The 17213-nt window shown below is 38.3% G+C and carries 16 protein-coding genes; 3 read left to right on the top strand and 13 right to left on the bottom strand.

Going from position 1 to position 17213, the window contains the following annotated elements; translation table 11 throughout:
* Positions 1-340 precede the first annotated feature (340 nt).
* Both CYCPU_RS0105685 and CYCPU_RS11710 read left to right on the top strand, forming a co-directional pair.
* Entirely contained in the window at positions 341-1198 is an 858-nt protein-coding gene (locus CYCPU_RS0105685; protein WP_020162157.1) for a DUF2167 domain-containing protein, read from the top strand.
* Between the two features lie 81 nt (positions 1199-1279).
* Complete coding sequence (locus tag CYCPU_RS11710) at positions 1280-1969, top strand: SH3 domain-containing protein (protein WP_020162156.1); 690 nt, start codon at positions 1280-1282, stop codon at positions 1967-1969.
* A 110-nt stretch (positions 1970-2079) separates the two neighbouring features.
* Here CYCPU_RS11710 and CYCPU_RS11705 read toward each other — a convergent pair whose 3' ends face one another.
* The 13 genes from CYCPU_RS11705 to CYCPU_RS12035 form a co-directional block, all read right to left on the bottom strand.
* Positions 2080-3795 carry a replication endonuclease gene (locus CYCPU_RS11705; protein WP_020162155.1) on the bottom strand — a complete coding sequence of 572 codons (1716 nt, stop codon included), beginning with the start codon at positions 3793-3795 and terminating at the stop codon, positions 2080-2082.
* Entirely contained in the window at positions 3796-3993 is a 198-nt protein-coding gene (locus CYCPU_RS0105670; protein ID WP_020162154.1) for a helix-turn-helix transcriptional regulator, read from the bottom strand.
* Positions 3994-4125: 132 nt separating this feature from the next.
* A complete protein-coding gene (locus CYCPU_RS0105665) occupies positions 4126-4938 on the bottom strand; it encodes a hypothetical protein (RefSeq protein ID WP_020162153.1) in 813 nt (270 codons plus the stop codon).
* Positions 4935-6131 carry a tyrosine-type recombinase/integrase gene (locus tag CYCPU_RS0105660; RefSeq protein WP_020162152.1) on the bottom strand — a complete coding sequence of 399 codons (1197 nt, stop codon included), beginning with the start codon at positions 6129-6131 and terminating at the stop codon, positions 4935-4937. The genes CYCPU_RS0105665 and CYCPU_RS0105660 overlap by 4 nt, the downstream gene beginning before the upstream one ends.
* 387 nt (positions 6132-6518) lie before the next feature.
* Positions 6519-8270: an ATP-dependent nuclease gene (locus CYCPU_RS0105655; protein WP_020162151.1), complete on the bottom strand. Its 1752-nt coding sequence runs from the start codon at positions 8268-8270 to the stop codon at positions 6519-6521.
* A 286-nt stretch (positions 8271-8556) separates the two neighbouring features.
* On the bottom strand, positions 8557-8835 hold the full coding sequence (locus CYCPU_RS0105650) for a hypothetical protein (RefSeq protein WP_020162150.1): 279 nt from the start codon (positions 8833-8835) through the stop codon (positions 8557-8559).
* A gap of 24 nt (positions 8836-8859) precedes the next feature.
* The gene (locus CYCPU_RS0105645; protein WP_020162149.1) at positions 8860-9552 is read right to left on the bottom strand and encodes a hypothetical protein; all 693 of its coding nucleotides are present in this window, start codon (positions 9550-9552) and stop codon (positions 8860-8862) included.
* Positions 9553-9691: 139 nt separating this feature from the next.
* Positions 9692-11407, bottom strand: coding sequence for a two-component system response regulator (locus CYCPU_RS0105640; protein WP_020162148.1), 1716 nt, complete (start codon positions 11405-11407; stop codon positions 9692-9694).
* 82 nt (positions 11408-11489) lie between these two features.
* Positions 11490-11912 carry a response regulator gene (locus CYCPU_RS0105635; protein ID WP_020162147.1) on the bottom strand — a complete coding sequence of 141 codons (423 nt, stop codon included), beginning with the start codon at positions 11910-11912 and terminating at the stop codon, positions 11490-11492.
* A 26-nt stretch (positions 11913-11938) separates the two neighbouring features.
* On the bottom strand, positions 11939-13696 hold the full coding sequence (locus CYCPU_RS0105630; RefSeq protein WP_020162146.1) for a CHASE domain-containing protein: 1758 nt from the start codon (positions 13694-13696) through the stop codon (positions 11939-11941).
* 88 nt (positions 13697-13784) lie between these two features.
* Positions 13785-14747, bottom strand: coding sequence for an alpha-L-glutamate ligase-like protein (locus CYCPU_RS0105625; protein WP_020162145.1), 963 nt, complete (start codon positions 14745-14747; stop codon positions 13785-13787).
* A complete protein-coding gene (locus tag CYCPU_RS0105620; protein WP_020162144.1) occupies positions 14744-16267 on the bottom strand; it encodes an inactive transglutaminase family protein in 1524 nt (507 codons plus the stop codon). The genes CYCPU_RS0105625 and CYCPU_RS0105620 overlap by 4 nt, the downstream gene beginning before the upstream one ends.
* A 3-nt stretch (positions 16268-16270) precedes the next feature.
* Positions 16271-16675 (bottom strand): ATP-dependent zinc protease family protein, encoded by a 405-nt coding sequence (locus CYCPU_RS12035; RefSeq protein ID WP_015005925.1) that lies wholly within the window; start codon positions 16673-16675, stop codon positions 16271-16273.
* 43 nt (positions 16676-16718) lie between these two features.
* Here CYCPU_RS12035 and CYCPU_RS12030 point away from each other — a divergent pair, with 43 nt between their 5' ends.
* On the top strand, positions 16719-16859 hold the full coding sequence (locus CYCPU_RS12030) for a hypothetical protein (protein ID WP_198003964.1): 141 nt from the start codon (positions 16719-16721) through the stop codon (positions 16857-16859).
* The last annotated feature ends 354 nt before the right edge of the window (positions 16860-17213 follow it).

Below are 17213 nucleotides of genomic sequence, written 5' to 3'. Positions count from 1 at the left end.
TGGAGGCAGTTGAGGTGATAATTAGTCACCTATTATTTAATAGGCGTCACAGGGCAATAACTCTCTTTTCAGTGGGTATAAAGAGAGAGGACTTAAACAAGTTAGTTTTAAATTTTGAATTGCGGTAGATCTAATGACACTTACTTTTAAATTCTCAAGGCCGGTGAATCTTTTGTAGTATTATTAACAGATGTACAAATGCTTCTTCTATTCTCTGTTTAATGCTTAATATCGAATTACTAGGAATTTTTGTCCATATAAAAGTAAGAATTACAGGGAATTTTTATTCCCCTTAATAACAAGTTAGCAAGAAAATATTAAAAACTACCGAGGGAATGATATGAAAGCACTTTTTATAATTCTATTAATATTTGCCACGCAGGCTTCAGCATCAGAAGAAGATCATCTAAATCAATTAAGAGCTCTTGATTGGAAGCAAGAACCAAGTGTTTATTCAATTTCAAAAAATAAAGCTGAAATAACAACAACAGAAAATGACTTCCTCGTCGTAGGTAAGGACGCTGCTGAATATATGTTCATTATGCAAGGGCACAGAAACTACAATCCAGATGCTGCAATATTGAGAGTTCAAGGACCTGAAGCTGACTCACAAGTAATTTATACAATTAATAAAGTCGGTTATCTTACGAAAGATGATTGGAGTGACAATGTAGACAAAGATGAAATGCTCAAAGAAATACAAGATGGAACGGCTGAAGCAAATAAGTTAAGAGGTGAAGGTTATTCAAATCTATATGTTGATGGTTGGGCGCAGGACCCTCATCTTGATAATGTTAACAATACAGTTTACTGGGCAATAGCAGGCCATGATGAAGAAAATAACAGGTTCATTAATGCGAAGGCATTAAAACTTGGCCGTGAAGGATATACTGAAATTATATGGATAGGCTCTCCAGAACAATTTACAAGCTCAGAAATAGCTCTCGAACCTGTACTTGCAAATTACAATTATAACGATGGTTTTAAATATACTGATTATGTTCCTGGCACAGATACTGTGGCAGCAGCAGGCGTTGGTGCATTAGTTTATAAATTAGCAACTGGAAAAGCAGTAGCAAAAGCTGGAATTATAGCTATGGCAGCTATTTTTGCTAAGAAGCTTTGGTTTTTAGTCTTTCTACCATTGGTATATGTTTGGCGATGGATTAAGGAAAAATTCAGTGGTACTCCAAACTAAATTGCTAACAAGCGGGTCAAGTGCGACGCGAAAAAGCGTCGCGCGCCTTACCCAAATCGTTAGGTTTCCACGGAGTGCAAATTGAAGAAAGTCATATTATTTATATTCATAGCTATTTTTTCTTCGAGTGTTTTTGCAACGACCATTGCTCAAACAACGGCTTCCTCCTTAAACGTAAGATCGGAGCCGGAAGGTAAAGTTCTATTTTCCTTGCCGCAAAACTCAATTGTAGGGGTAATGCGAGTGCAAGGAAGCTGGGCAATGATCATGTACTTACCTGGAAATGATCCCGGCAGAGCTAAATACGGTTGGGTGAGCAGTTCGTATTTAAAGGTAGTTAACTCAGGAAACACATCAAGATCCACAAGCTCTTATGGTGTATCTGGGGATGATTGTGAGTATGAATATGATTCAAATGCACAGGTTTGTGTTACCGCTACAGATGCGGAAATGGATTGTCGAGAGTCTTATGATGGCACTTATTATCGCAGTTGCGAAATTGAAGTCGAATACAGCGTTTCGTCAGACTACGAAGGAGACGACTACCTAAATGTAGATGTGGAATGCGAGGTTGAAATAAAATATAAGAAAAGAGATGGATATTCTTGGAGCTATAACTCTGACAGCGAATCGGAAAACCATTCGCTCTACTCTTACGGCTCAGAGTCCGGCGATATGGATTTTGATTTTACTTTCAGCTCATACAAAGAAGTTATTAACGTAAAAATAGATTCCATCGAATGTGAAATCAATAGTGTCTATAAATATTAAACCTAACAAGTCAATTAACTTCGCGCCTTTCAGGCGCCGGACGCTGCAAAGCTGCGCCGCTTAGCTTGGCGTTATAGGTAATTCCAGACAATATTATTAATAACGTACAGTTATTGACAGAACTCCAAGGGCGTAGCTATCGCTACACCACTCAAGATATCAAATGACCCGAGTTCATAAGGTTGCCGCTGACCTTTAGATCTTAAATCCGTAGATTGTGGCGCTAACCCCCCACCCTTTTTAAATAAATTAAACTCAGGCTTGGCTTTAATTATATGTTCGTCTTGATTAGGATTATTTTTAACCCAATTGATAGTCCATTTATAGAATCTTGTAACATAGTGAACGCCTTTAGAAACAAGCCCGAAAATACGCCCTTTGATTGAGTCTCCATAGCGTCCAATTGGGGGGAGTGTTAAGGCTCCAGTTTCTTGCTCATATTCTTCCCATACTGCTACTTTAATGGGCATCTCTGAACGTCTTGAAAGTGCACCACCTTGTGCTTCGATATAACTACACCAATCTGAGTTATCAGCAGCACGACGTGCTTTTTCTATCACCCCCGATTCTTCTGTTTCCATACGACGTAATTCGCGCCACACACCAACTGGTGGCCCGCCTATTTGTTGAAACTGGCGAATGCCCCACGTTGCGGCCCATGCTTCGACACGTTCACTAGATTGTTCTGCATCACGCCCCGTTTCAAAATCTTCACCGACTGCATGACCATCAATGTTTTTTGCGATGTATTTAGCTAAATAGCCTGTTGCGCTTCCCTTGCTTGGATCAATACTAACTGATTCAAACCGATATTCTTGTGCGCCCTTTTCATCTGGTGAATCAGCCAGAGCATATTTTCGTATAATTTGTCTTACAAGCTTCTTATGTTCCGGTTTCATAAAGAACAACATATGCCAATGTGGGCAACCGTCGTGATGAGGTTCTGCAACACGAAACCCATAAACTGGCAAATTATCTCTACTAAGTTTAGCTCTAACCCTTGACCATACTTTCCCTAGGTATTTCTGAGCTTGTTGTGGTGTTTCCCCACTATATTTAGGATTGCGTTTACCGGATTTTGATAAATGCGAGTGAAACCTTGAAGGGCATGTGATCGTATAAAATTCAGCATCATGCCCTGCTTCGTTTGCATACTCCTCAAACCCTCTCATTCTTACCATTAACTCGCTGCGCTTGATGCTTGGGTTTGAGACACCTAATGCAGCAAGCTCATCGAGTGAATATACCTGCCCCTCCTGGTTTTCGGCTTCAAGTTTTTCAAGCAGGGCCTTATTTCTTAATAACTGATCTTTACGGCGTTGTAACGCAAAATCTGAGCAATATCCCCCTGATTTCTTTTGAACTAGGCCAAGGTTAATACCAATTTGTTCTGCTTTTCGCCCATGAATTTTTCTTAACTGGCGACGCCACCATAGATCACATGTCGCTCTCTTTAAGAAGTTTTCGGGCGGTGTTTTCTTTAAGAAATTTCGTGATACTTGGATGCCCCATTTCTTTAAGTAAATAAGAACCATATCTACGCATAAGTTTGTATCGACACCGAAACTAGCCAAACGTTTTGATAAATCCTCAGAACAACTTTTTGCTGTCTGTTGAATTTCGTCATCAGAATAAATGAGCGGAGCATCACCCACATGTGAATTTTCTTTAAGGTTAAGTAAGAAATAGTTTCCATCAAAGCGGCTCATTGATTCTGCTTCAGATTTAGCTTTCCAGCGAAATTCAAAAGGAATAGCATCTAAACAGTTTTGCCAATGTAGCTTGTCCTCACGGATAACTTGCCAAGGTAATGCAGAGGTAGACATTTAATAGCCCTCCTCTGATGTTGAAAACCGTACTTGTTGTTGAATGTAACGCTCTAGGTCCTCTTCACGATATCGAATTGAACGGGTACCTAGTTTTATGAATGGAATCCGTGCTCCCGCCCAACGGTCACGCTCTAAAAATGCGGCACTAACTGATAAGAAATTTGCTGCTTGTTTGGTGGTAAGTAAATGTGACATATTTTCTCCTTTTGAAATCGTTGGAGAAAATTTTCCTTTGGTTTGCCTCTGCTTTATATCCTTTGAGTACTTGAAATATACTTTAAGTACTTAAAATATATTTCAAGTACTTAAAATATATACAAGTGAGCCTTAATGCTTTAGTTCTGGGAGTCCAGCTTGTCCAGCAAGCTTATTATTCCGAGCCTGACCTAGCCAGATTCGTAATTGTTGCTCTGGGTCTTCACTGACCATTTGGGACCGTAGTCCCTCCTCCATAGACTCTAAGATGATTTTAGCTGCTTTACGATCATTTATTGGTTTTGATAAAGCATTGTATTGTTCAACCATATAATATTTAACTTCATGGTAGTTCTGGAGCTTCTTTTGTCTAACTGCTTCACCGCGTCGTTTATCGCTGGTAATTCGCTCTTGTCGATCTGAAAATAATCTTACAAACCCCAAGTACTCCAATGCATTAGCCTTTAATTCAGGCTTCTGTCTCTTATTAAAATCACCCCGCTGGTTATTAAGTTTAGCCGCTATACTTTCGCCAGTTTCGTATGTGTGGACCAAATTAAGGGACAGGTTTACGTAATCACTTACACAAGCCAACGCTGCTACTGCGAAGACCTGAGACCAAACAAACTTTTCTCCATTTGGCCTTTCAGTCTCCTGAAAATAATCTGTACAAAGAAAGTGTTCGAATGGTGTCGTTGTAAATAGCCCGGTATCCTTAAAACGATCGGCACCTTTTTCATAGTACTCGTGAATGGCGTTAATACTATTTTTAAGCCTCATTTGGAATAGTATTTCTAGACCTGCATTCAAGTCTTGAACCGTTATAGTGTCTGGTAAATACATTAAGGCATGCTGTTGAACATACCCTACTTCCCATTCTAAATTTTCTGGGAGTTTATCAGTCAATGGGTTGAAATCAGCAAAGGCATCTAGGTAGTGAATCATTCTTTTATTTTCTCCATGATGTAATTTGTTATTTGTTGCATGGGTGCTCTTAAGCGCTCAGTGTTAGGAACAATATATCCAGCGGTCACATCATTTGAGAATTTATGATTAAGCAAGCGTTTTAATGCATAAGCAGGTATATCCAAGCTTTCAGCAATAGTAATGAATGTTCGTCTTAAATCATGCAATGTAAATTGAATGCTTGAATACGATATAACACGTGCAATAGCTGTTCTTGGTTCCTTCAATGGGCCATCAGTAATTGGAGATGGAAACACCCATATTTTTTCAGCTTGACGGTAACGGCGTTTTAACAGATCTTCAAGAAAATCTGACATAGGTAGACGATGAGGTTCTTTGTTCTTTGTATCTGGAATAATAAAGCTCTTTTCGTCAAAGTCCACATCATCCCATTTCAAGCCAGTAGCCTCTGAACGACGAAGGCCAGTAAACAATAAAAAATGTAGATAATCACGAGTGACTTCTTGATTGAGCTTTAACGTTGCTTCATACCAAGGCTTCAGTTGTGTCGGTGTAAGCAGTGTTTGGCGGCGCTTTACTTCATACCACCCTCGCGTACTACTAAGGCGATTCACTGGGTTAATTTGTATTATTCCATTGCCATTTTTATCTTCATAACGCTCCATTGCAAAGTTCAATAGCGCACGCAATACCCGCATCGTGTTATTTGCTCTAGCATGGCTTCTAATTCCTAGCTTACGATGTCGTTTCTCGACCATATCTTTACTAATAGCGGTGACTGGTTTATCTAGCCAGTCTTCAAGAGAGCCTTCAATACACCGTTTGTAATCTTCTAACGTATTAGGTTTGAGGTCACGTCGAGTTATCAGATACTCTTTGTAGCAATCACGCAGCGTTACTGCTTGAATTTTCTTTTCACGCTTATCAGCTACAGGATCATTTCCTTGAGCTATCTCACCTAATAAAATTTGTGCTTGTTTTCGTGCTTGCTCGGCTGTTAAGTGGCCGTGCTTACCCAATGTCATTCGTTTGGGTTTTCCATTGATACGGGTTTCCACTATATAGGTCTTATTTCCAGTATTAGTTACTTTTAGGCCAAAGCCTGTAAGTTCTGTATCACGATAAAATTCTTGAGACGGTTTTCCGTCTTCTTTTAGTGCTGGTGGATTGATGCTGTCTACTACTTTTTTTGAAAGTTTAAGATGAGCCATTTTGGGTCCCTTTAGTGTTACTTGATTCTAATAGTAGACGTATAGTAGACAAATTACGGCAAAAACGCACTATTTATTGCAATAAACCTAAAAGAAGAGTTGCTCTAAATTATTGATAAGTAGTTGTTTAAACAAGAATATCAAGAAACCTAAAAGAAGGACACAAATAACTTAAAATCCCGCGACCTTAACAGTCGTGCCGGTTCGATTCCGGCCCCAGGCACCATTGAATAACAAGGCCTCAGCATTTAATCGTGCTGGGGCTTTTTTATTGCCTATTTGTAATGGCGTAACTCAGGTGTAACTTCTAAAGCTCATGTTCTAGTAATGAGCGAAAATTACTCTAGTTCAATAATTCTATTACTGCTAATTTCTAGTAAATTAGGTTTAATTCCCGTTTGATTCATCAATAAATTGACTGAGCTCTTGCACTCTTTCCTCTAGATCTAGGACACTTAAGTCGGCATCATTATTATTAACGTAATGTCTTGCTACATCTACCTTGTTTGCATCTCTCTCAATTGAACCTCCTTTCTTTTTATACTTCAAAAGGTTTTCCCACTGGCCTTTCTTAAGTAAACTACCAGCCGAAGGGTGAACGGCAATAACACTTTCTTCCAGCCTGTCATGATCTAGGTAATTTTCAACCTCTCGGCCTTTCGTTATCCAAGAGAACCCTATACCAGAATTAAACTCTTCTTCTAATCTTTGCTTTGTTGAATTTAATTTTACATTCGGACTCGCTTTATCGCTATCAAACATGATGACTGTATTTCTATTCAAATTACGTACAGAAATTAAGTCATCTACCCTATTTTTTTCGTCATCATCATTAGCACTGAGATGACTAAATAAACGACCACCATAGAACATAATTGAGTAATGAATACCCTCAATCAAGTTGGGGTTTTTAGCCGAAATCCAATAATTTAGATAGATTCTGTCGGAAGGACCCTCGACCCATATAATACAGTTTGCTTGAAGAATATCTGATGCCTTATACCCTAAATCATTACAAATGCCTGAACGCTCCTTTGTGCTGGCAATAGCTCTAACAACTGAAGCTCCATTTACCTGAGTGACATGGAAAATTTCAGATTCCACTGCGTCCAGTAAATGCGCTGAATGCGTAGTGAAGAAATATTGATTAGTTGTGCTATCGGCTAAATATTTAATGAGCTTTTTTTGGAGTAAAGGGTGAAGGTGCAACTCCGGTTCCTCCACACAAAGTATCGTGTTTTCAAGTAGAGTAGCTGCAGTAGCTAAAATAACAACCTCATGAACACCAGTTCCCAGTGACTCAAGTGGAAGGGTTTTGCCATCCATATGAACTAGTATCATATCCCTCTGGTAGGGAATTTCAATTATAGCGCCTTCATTCTCAAGAACTACTTGGACAAACTTATTAATAGCTGAAAACTTTTCTTTTTCTGCTTGCTGAGTATGTGAAGGGTTTTGTATTTTTGCTAGTTTTTCAATAATACCTTCACCACTAAAGTCACCCGCTTCAGTGCCGGCACTCCCAATTTTTCTTATGGCTGGGATTACTTCTATATCAGGTATGGAAGAAGGGATAGGTGCTAAATACTTTAATGTTTCCGGTATCCAATGGCGCTTGATGCCTCCACCACTTTGATTAGAAAAACCATTCCATAACTGCTGCCATTCTTGGGGGGTAAGAACTGGCAATATCTCTTCTATGGAGAAGTCCAGAGTGAATTCACCATTATGGTTTGCTGATATGTAGGTAAACCAAATATCACCCTTATCGTTACTTATAAGGCTAGATGAAAGTAATTTTTTTGCTGCTAGTCGATATCTTCTATGTTCGTTTTCGTTAGGGAATTTGCTATTGATGTATTCATCTATATCACCCTTGAATAATGGAAATGATATTCTGTGCTTAGCTCTTTGATTTGATATGTGTAGATCAATATCCTGAAACGATACCTTTTCAGGCCGTGATTTTTGAGCCTTCGCAACAAAATAGCCATACTGTTCATTAAGGAAATTAATAATATTGGACTTACCAGTATTATTCTTTCCGATAATAAGATTCACTTTTCTAAGTGGTGCAATTTTAGTTAACTCATTACCAAAGCTCCTATACCCAGAAAACCCAAAACCTTTTAACTGCAACTTAAACCTCCTGTTAATCTAACGCACATCCAAGTTCTTAGTGTTTGATAAGCGTAATGCTACTTATATCATGTGGACTGATAGTCATCTATTTTAAAGTCGTGTTATGGCTAATAATCTTAAATCGTCATCGCACACCACGTCCCATTAAGTTCCTTTATAAATAGGCGAAGGTAACTTAGGATACACTCGGTAGATGTGATTAAAAAGGTCCTCTGTTAGCTCCTTTATTTCTTCAACTTCATAACTATCGACAGGCAAGCCTGTTTTCTCGTCATACAGGTAATCATATATAACTCTGTCTTACTGCATCTCTAGTGCCTTCTTTTTCGCACCAATTTGCTATATTCAGTTTCTCTGTCTTTAAAGTTATTAGAAGGTTATTGGCAACCTTTTTAATCTTATTAATTTCTTTACTCGATAAATTTGGCTTTTGTAATAAGTCAAATAAAACCAACGATTCAACATCCAAATTTTCTCGTACAGCTCGCCTATCTTCCTCATTCAACTCTTCATTAAATAACAACAGCGCTTTAAATGCGTAACCAGAATATACCAGAACCATCTTGAGTCCAAGTTAGAATTCAAATCAGAACTCTCCTGCCTCTATCTGTTGAGAACCAGTTAAAACCTCTGCTTGTTTATCAACTGGATCAATTTCATTAGCTGTTTTTTCAGCCCAACCTAACCACATATCGAACCCCTCTTCCCTGCTATCTGATTCCTTAAAGGCCAAAATTAGGTTCCGAATAGATCTTGCCTGATCAAATGCCTGAGCCAGTTCAAATAAATGATTGCGCCGGGCTTCTTCGATTTCCTTTAAACGTAACAACTCCTGATTTATCTTTGCTTTTTTCTCCCAGGCAAGGGGCTTAGCTCTTATTCTAATGGTTTCAAGCTTCTTATACTCAAAAGCCTGCCTGAACCCTTGCACGATACTCGGCAGTCTATTTTCAAGCCTTTTCTTTGCAGTATCTTTCCAACATGCCTGTAACCCAGTTAAATACATACCGCTTATAGTGAACTCAAACAAACCTGAAGGGGCGTATTCTTTTGTAGGCCATAAATATCCGTCTTTTCTCTTGAGATTAGTAATTTCAGCAGAGATCTGTGTTACGGGTTCTTTCAATTCAAAGCTTAATCGTTCACCCTCAAATACAAAGGCAGCTTGATTAGAGTTCCCAATACCTTTCTGCATTATCCAACCATAAGAATCAAACAGCTTAATAATACCTTGAAGAAACAAGCAGGCGCGATTGAAAGTTTTTGGCGTTACTTTCATTCCCATATCCACAGAGGGGTTTCTAAAATTAAGGCTCTATACTGATCTAAGATGAAAGCGACTTAAGCGTACTTCCTGAATTAAAACTTTTGCTGAGTACAAAAAGCTTAAGATGTTTAATTAATGACGGTATAAAGTTTTACAGCACTTTTTTGTTATTTAGTTGTAAATATTTCCGTTCAAACTCATCAACTGGCAGTGCTTTATCAAAAAAGTAGCCTTGAACTTTATCAACGCCTAAATTTATACATAAATCTAAATCATCCTGTGTTTCAACACCTTCGGCAACAATTTGAAGCTTTAAAGATTTAAGCATGACAATTAAACCTGATAATAATTTTTTCACTTTTTCTGTTGAGAAATAACTAGGCATTAAAGATTTGTCTATTTTTACAATATCAATAGGAAAGCTATGTAAGTGCGACAATGAAGAAAAGCCAGTACCAAAGTCATCCAGTGATATTTTGCAACCTAAATCACTGATTGCTTGTATTATTTTCACCGTTTTTTCTGGTTCAACAATTAAGGCTGTTTCTGTTATTTCAAATTCAATTAAATTGGCATCGACATTATATTGTTTTATACAGTCGTGAATGACGTCGATTACACTGTCATTTGTTAACTGTACGGCTGATAAGTTAATAGCCATAGTAATTGATTGCGAATGGTCTAGATTTAAGTTACTTAATTGCCTTATTGCTTGTTCAATGACCCATTGACCAATATCGAAAATTAACCTAGATTTTTCAGCAATAGGTATAAACTTATCTGGGCTTATTGCTACACCATCGACTTCCCAGCGAATTAATGCTTCTACCCCTGTTAACTGTTGAGTCTTTGGATCCATAACAGGTTGGTAATGCAGGTTAAAATGTTTATTTTTAAGCGCTTCTTTTAACTGATTTTCAATATGAAAATTCGATAAAAACTCTACTTGCATTGCTTCTTCGAAAAACGAAAATTGATTACGCCCTTTGCTTTTAGCTTTATACATTGCTATATCAGCGTATTTAAATAGTTCTTTTGGGTTAACGCTATCATCTGGAGAAATGGAAATACCTATACTCGCTGCTGAAGAGATGATGTGATTATCAATCGTAAATGGCTCACTTAATGCATCTATAATACGTTGTGCAACATGCGTGGCATTATTAGCTGAGTTTATATTGGTTAAGGTTATTGCAAATTCGTCACCACCAAGACGAGCAAATAATTCATTTCCTCTTAAGCAACGATGTATTCGGTTGACTACTTCTATTAATAAGCTGTCACCAATGTCATGTCCATAATTATCGTTAACGTATTTGAAATGGTCGAGGTCAATTAATAATAACGCGAGCGTTGTTTTATTTCTTTCGTTACTTTTTAAATCATTACTCAAAGATTCATCAAAATGATAGCGGCTGGATATGCCAGTTAAACTATCTTGTTCTGCAAGTTCTTTAGTGTGTTGATAGCTTTGATAGAGACGTTTTTCTAGATCAGCTCTCGCATGTGAATTAACAATAGCTCTTTGTAATCGAAAAACGTTTATTTCAGTTTTTACAAGGAAATCTTGCGCGCCTGCGTTAATACAGTTAAGCGCTAGTTCGTCGTCTTTTGACGTGCTCATCATTATAACTGGGATGTCATGTCGTTCATGGACGCTTCTCAGTTCAACTAATAACTCAATACCATTACGTTTTGGTAAGTTATAATCGAGTAAAACGGCATCAAATTCCGTTTTTTTTAATTGTTCAAGTCCTTGATCTACTGACTCTACACCCGAAATTTCACACGATATATTGCTGCGCTTTAAAGTCCTTGTAATAAGTTCTCTGTCAACAATATCATCATCAACTATTAGTATATTCATATCTTGACACGCTTTCCAAAGTTAACCAGCTATTAAAATCAGTATAGTTGCTAAGTTTTATATTATTTGGTTTTATTGTTTTTCATTTAGGTAATTGGACAATTTTCCAATAACTATCTAAAACATTCACAATGTCTAAAAACTTTTCGCCTGAATCGCCTTTTATAAAATATCCTGCGATATGTTGTTTGTAGCTTGATAACATATCTTCTTCAGATTTAGAGGTTGTTAATACAAAAACAACTAAATCAGACAAAGTTTCATCTGCACGTAACTGTTTTAAGAACTCAATACCGCCCATTCTTGGCATTTGTAAATCAAGTAAGATGATCAATGGGCGAGATACTTTATTGCTTCTTAATAACTCTAATGCCTCTATACCATCGTAAGCTCTAACGATTGGGTTGGCGATGCGTTGTTTAAGAAAGCCCCGCTCAATTGTCATGGCATCAATATCATCATCTTCAACTAATAATAAGGTTACGTCTTTTGGGTTAGTGTCCATAGTTTATACTCTAATAGTGTGAATATTTATGCATTTGATAATGGCCAATAAATAGATATCTTTGTTCCGTGTTTACCATCAGAAGTAATTAATATCTTGCCTTTATAATGTTCGACAATTCGTTTAATCATCGCTAATCCCATACCGCTGCCTTCCACTTTATCTCTCGGCTTTAATGTTTGAAACATTTCCAGTGCTTTTTCATGTAATTCTAATGGAATGCCCGGGCCATCATCCTCAACGATAATAATATGGTAATCTGGATTGCTTTCATACAAGACATTAATAGCACCACTTTTACTTTCATGATGTTTTATTGCATTTGAAATCAAGTTTCTGAGTACTATTTCTAAGGGTGTTTTAGGGATAGTTATTTCTACATCTGGCGCAGATAATGTAAATCCCTCTGTCTTATCCTGCATTGAAAACACATCTGTGCTGATATCTTTTAAGTTTACAGGCTCATTTTTAAATTTATTGCGATTAATACGTGAGTATTCAAGAAGGTCATCCAGTAACCTCATCATACGGCCACTACGCTGAGTTAATAACGCCAAGTGCTTTTTTGATTCGTCAGGAATAATATCTTGGCAGTCTTCAGTTATCCATTCTACGAGGTTTGTGATCGCATTGAGAGGCGATTTAAGGTCATGTGAGGCAACATATGAGAACTGTTCTAAATCACTATTTGATTTTTCTAAATTAATTGTTTTTTCTTTTAGGGCTTGAGTTGTTTTATCGGCATAGGCTAGTGCTTCGCGATTAGCTTTAGTTAATAATAAAAAGAGTGTAAGTAATAAGGCATCGATTACTAAGCCTCCAATTAAGATGAATGCGGATTGGTTTGACGAAAATTCATTCCTAAAGGCCAAATTTGATTGAATTGAAAAAGTCCATACTCGGCCATATAACTCGACATGTTCTTTTTTGCTAAACAGCGGATCCTGATCTACATCATCGAGGTTTCTATCAGCATGATCGTCAAATAACAATTGTCCGTTATCATGTATTTGAATACTGACATGCCTATATTTCTCAGCCAAGGTGCCTTGCATAAGGTTTTTCATAATGAACGGGGCGTACGTCACACCCTCAATTAACGCTCTTCGTGTTTCAAGGTTGTCTGGCTTAGCACCATTTTCATAAAAGGGTGTGTAGAATAAAAAACCGGGCGTTTTTTTTGCGTCTTGTACTAGGGTAATTGGTCCTGTTAACTGAGCCTGCCCTGAATCACGTGCTTTTTGAATGGATACATAGCGATTCTTCTCAAAAGCCATATCAAGGCCTATCGCTTTTTGATTCGGTAATGCGGGTTCAATATAGGTAATGGGCCAATATTCAGATTCATGATGCTTAGGGTGTATGCTGAAATGTGGCCTAAGTTCTCGCTGTTTTAGTAGATAACTATCCAGTTGAGGTGGTTGGATATTATAAATAACACCAATCCCATTAATGCCAGGATAGGTAGCGTCTATTTTAAGGCTCCGTGAATAAGATAGCCATGTTCTGTAGGTAATCGGTGTGTCAACTGCATCAATGAATGCGACACTGCTCCAAAGTGCATTTTCATAAAGCTTCATTCTTTCTTTTACTGAGTTAACAACTTGCTCTGCATTACGATGAAATTTAGTTTCAAGTTTTTGATTAAGTTGCAACCTAGAAAATTGCCAAGCTGTAAAAGTTAGTACAATAGAAAGCAATACAATTAACCAATGCACTAAATGCATTTGCCCTGCTTGTATTAACTTCTCTCTTTGTATGATTTTTTTTTCGGGTTCTACCATTTATTTAAACTCTGTAATGGTTACATATTAGTTATTTGCTGGGTGCTTCAATGTCATTACCTGTTGTTTTTAAATATATAGTACAGGGTTAGGCGTTGCGTAGGGAGTTAGCAAACCATTTTTTTGCTAGCGCGATGCGCGCCTCAACGTCATGTGTCATAGCTAATATATGTTGATCGATATGTTGAAGTCGTTTGGTTAAACCGGTTTGGTTTGCAACCTGAATAGCGAGGCCCGGGCGAGCATTGAGTTCTAAGATCATAGGGCCTTTATTTTTATCCAATACAATATCAGCGCCAAAGTAACCCAAGCCGACCATTTCATAACAATGAGAGGCGAGCTGTAAAATATGGTCCCAGTTAGGAATTACTAGCTGATCAAAGCTAAACCCAGTGTCTGGGTGCTTTTCAATTTTAATATTATTTTGCACTGCGAAAAGGCTTTTTCCTGTGTTTATATCAAGCCCTACCCCGACGGCACCTTGGTGTAAGTTCGCTTTGCCATCTGATGCATGGGTTGAGCAACGAAGCATGGCCATAACAGGGTATCCTTTATAAACGATAACTCTTATGTCTGGAACGCCTTCATAGCTGTACGGTGAAAAAATAGGGTCGAAAACAATCATGTCTTCGATCATGACAACATCGGGGCGGCCACCCAAACTATACAAACCGCTTAATATATTGGTGGCATGATGTTTTAAGTCCCTTAGTTTTAGCGAGGGGCCACTGGATTTGATGTATTGATCGTCTACACGTTCGGCTATGACTAAAATGCCTTTTCCACCACTGCCCTGCGCTGGTTTAATAACAAACTGGTTTCGCCCACTAAGTTGGTTTTCTAATGTTTGTATGTCATGTTGATTATTAATAACAGCAAAAAGTCGAGGCACAGACATGCCAAATTTTTCAGCGAGTCTTTTAGTTTTTAGCTTGTCATCTACTAATGGAAAAAGACGCCTGTCATTTGAACGGCCGATATAATCAATGTTTCGGCTGTTCATACCAAGGATGCCAAGTTCCCTTAGTTTTTTAGGCGATACCCACTTCATTCAGTGTGGCCGAAAGCACGAAAACGATACAGTTCAAACAAGCGATAACCAGTGTATTTACCTAATAATAAAACAATGCCCAGTAGGCTGATCATTAACTCGGGGAAATTAAAGGTAAGGTGCTCTACCATCGACATTGACATGGTTAAGTAAACCAAAATGGCCGCTAATAGGCTCCCGCCTCCTTGTACTAAGACTTCGTGCGCGCCCTCTTCTTCCCATAAAAGTGACATTCTTTCGATAGTCCAAGCAAGAATAATGGTTGGGAAAAAGGTGATTGTTAAAGCTTGGTGAAAGCCAAGTTTATAACTAATAACACTTAATCCTGCCATTAATAGAATAACCACGATGACCACAGCGGTTATTCGTGCTACTAATAATAAATTGAGGTAAGACAAATAATAGCGTATCCATAAGCCGAAGCCGACCACGGTAAGGAAAATACCCAATCCCACTAAGAGTGAGGTTTGAATAAAGGCGAGTGCAATCAGAATAGGCATAAAGGTGCCAGATGTTTTTAAGCCAACCAGTATTCGCAGCAAAACGATGATTAAAGCACCCACTGGTATCAGTAATAAGCCCTTAAAAATACCTTGTTGCTCTACAGGTAGAGCATAAATTGAAAAATCTAATAAGGGTTGCTCTTCAAGATGCCCTTCCATGAAAAGGATGGATTTAAGAGGTAATGTGTTTTTTACTAACGCAAACTCAATGGATGAGTTGCGCCCTCCAATGACGTCTAATATTGAGGTGGAACCGTGTTGCCAAACAAAAAAGTTATCCGGCAGCCCTTCAGCACCTGTTGTAGGGTCAAAAATTAACCAGCGGTCGCCAGCGACTATTTCAACAAGGCTGTTGATACGTTGTCGACGACGGCCATCTTCCAAGAAGATACCTTTAATGACTTGTGCTGGAATGTTGGCATAAGCTAGAACATCCATAACTACGTCTAGATGTACGCCACCATAGCTCGACAAAAGAAAGCTCATGTCTGGGTCGGGTTGCGGCAGGTTGATACTGTCGAATAATAAAGTGGAAAACTCTGCGGGCGTTGTCGATTTTGTCTTTAAGGATTCGACCACCTTTTCCATCACCTCTTCATTCGTGGTGGTTAAAATAGGCAGCTCAACATTAGGGACAACTCGGTCTGTGAGCGCCCTGTCTCGCATACGATAAACTTGTTTTTTATAAAACAAGGTCGTAGCCCGCTCCATTGTTTCGCGTGTCCAATGTGCTCGTCTATGACCGTTTTGTTCAGTCACTGAAAAATTAAAGCCAGATGAGGCAAAGTGGTCGTCTAAAGACACCCAACCAGCATCTTCTTCAGGTAAGGTTAGCGCTATTTGAACAGGCCCTTCATGTAGGGGTTTAAGGTTTATTTTGGATTCTATTGTCCAAACATCTTCTCTAATACCCGGTAAAAGCGGGAACCCTAACACTATATTTTTGTACAAGGTCAAGCCAAGACCGAGCAGGATCATAAATAGCGCGATGATGGTGATTTTATGTGTAGATGACAAGTTTTAAGGCCTTAAGGTATGACGTAAACTAACATCAACTATAGCTCGGTCAGTTAATAAATTACGCCCAACTAATAGCTGATAGTCAAAGGCAGATCGGTCGGTCAAGTTCACTTCAACCTCATCTTTATTCTTGCCGAGAGTTAACCATAATGTGACGACGTATCGCATTTCATTATTCCCATCTTGCTGTTTGATAATTACTCGCCTACGAAAACGACGTTCTACCTCAACGAGTGATTTGGTTTTACTATCGTATAATGAAAAGCGCACAAAGCGCTTGCCTTCACGTTCAATGAGCTGGATGTTTTCTGCATGTATCGAGGTGGATTTTGCCCCGGTATCTATACGTGCTTCAAATTTTAAATTTAGAGGCTCAACAACAACATTTTCAACGCCTCCTATCACGGGTAGATTTAACTCCCCTCTTGTTTTTTTAGCTACTTTTTTTATGGGTTCAGCAACTTTAGGGCAAGTCGTTGGTTTACACACAGGGCATACCGGTGCAGTTATTACTGGTTCCTTTTTATCGATCGGTGGTATTGTGCTACAACCGCTAATAAACAAAACACTTAATAGAAATAAGGTGTAAATAAAGCTTGTTGTAGAACGAAGAAGTTGGATGGGATAAAACAGTGTGCTCACAAACGTCACCGACAAAGTAGATTGAAAGTTTAGGTATAGCCGTGTCCATTATGGTATCACGCTATTTTTGTGCTGGTTAGAGCATAAAAAAATGAATAAAAAAGTGAATTCCGAGTATTTGCTGGAGCTTAATATAACACAGTATTTAATTTAACTTCTTGCTCAGCAGCGTACAGTGTAGACAGATACTACTCCGTAGTATTCGCTAATATGTTATGCCTGTCACTGCAGAAATTGATGCCAATAAACTTTAATTACTCAGGCATGTACAGGCGCTTAATGCTAAAAGCCAAATAGTTTC

The organism is Cycloclasticus pugetii PS-1 (assembly GCF_000384415.1).
GTDB lineage: Bacteria > Pseudomonadota > Gammaproteobacteria > Methylococcales > Cycloclasticaceae > Cycloclasticus > Cycloclasticus pugetii.
The sequence above is the reverse complement of the archived record's forward strand: the minus strand, read 5'-3'. Positions and strand labels throughout refer to the sequence as shown.

Excerpts from the sequence above, each read along its gene's own strand:
- CYCPU_RS0105645 (WP_020162149.1), bottom strand. The coding sequence starts at position 9,552 with ATGAAAGTAACGCCAAAAACTTTCAATCGCGCCTGCTTGTTTCTTCAA.
- CYCPU_RS11705 (WP_020162155.1), bottom strand. The coding sequence starts at position 3,795 with ATGTCTACCTCTGCATTACCTTGGCAAGTTATCCGTGAGGACAAGCTA.
- CYCPU_RS0105630 (WP_020162146.1), bottom strand. The coding sequence starts at position 13,696 with ATGGTAGAACCCGAAAAAAAAATCATACAAAGAGAGAAGTTAATACAA.
- CYCPU_RS0105660 (WP_020162152.1), bottom strand. The coding sequence starts at position 6,131 with ATGGCTCATCTTAAACTTTCAAAAAAAGTAGTAGACAGCATCAATCCA.
- CYCPU_RS12030 (WP_198003964.1), top strand. The coding sequence starts at position 16,719 with ATGGGTTCAGCAACTTTAGGGCAAGTCGTTGGTTTACACACAGGGCAT.
- CYCPU_RS0105640 (WP_020162148.1), bottom strand. The coding sequence starts at position 11,407 with ATGAATATACTAATAGTTGATGATGATATTGTTGACAGAGAACTTATT.
- CYCPU_RS0105625 (WP_020162145.1), bottom strand. The coding sequence starts at position 14,747 with ATGAAGTGGGTATCGCCTAAAAAACTAAGGGAACTTGGCATCCTTGGT.
- CYCPU_RS0105650 (WP_020162150.1), bottom strand. The coding sequence starts at position 8,835 with ATGGTTCTGGTATATTCTGGTTACGCATTTAAAGCGCTGTTGTTATTT.
- CYCPU_RS0105635 (WP_020162147.1), bottom strand. The coding sequence starts at position 11,912 with ATGGACACTAACCCAAAAGACGTAACCTTATTATTAGTTGAAGATGAT.
- CYCPU_RS0105665 (WP_020162153.1), bottom strand. The coding sequence starts at position 4,938 with ATGATTCACTACCTAGATGCCTTTGCTGATTTCAACCCATTGACTGAT.
- CYCPU_RS0105685 (WP_020162157.1), top strand. The coding sequence starts at position 341 with ATGAAAGCACTTTTTATAATTCTATTAATATTTGCCACGCAGGCTTCA.
- CYCPU_RS0105670 (WP_020162154.1), bottom strand. The coding sequence starts at position 3,993 with ATGTCACATTTACTTACCACCAAACAAGCAGCAAATTTCTTATCAGTT.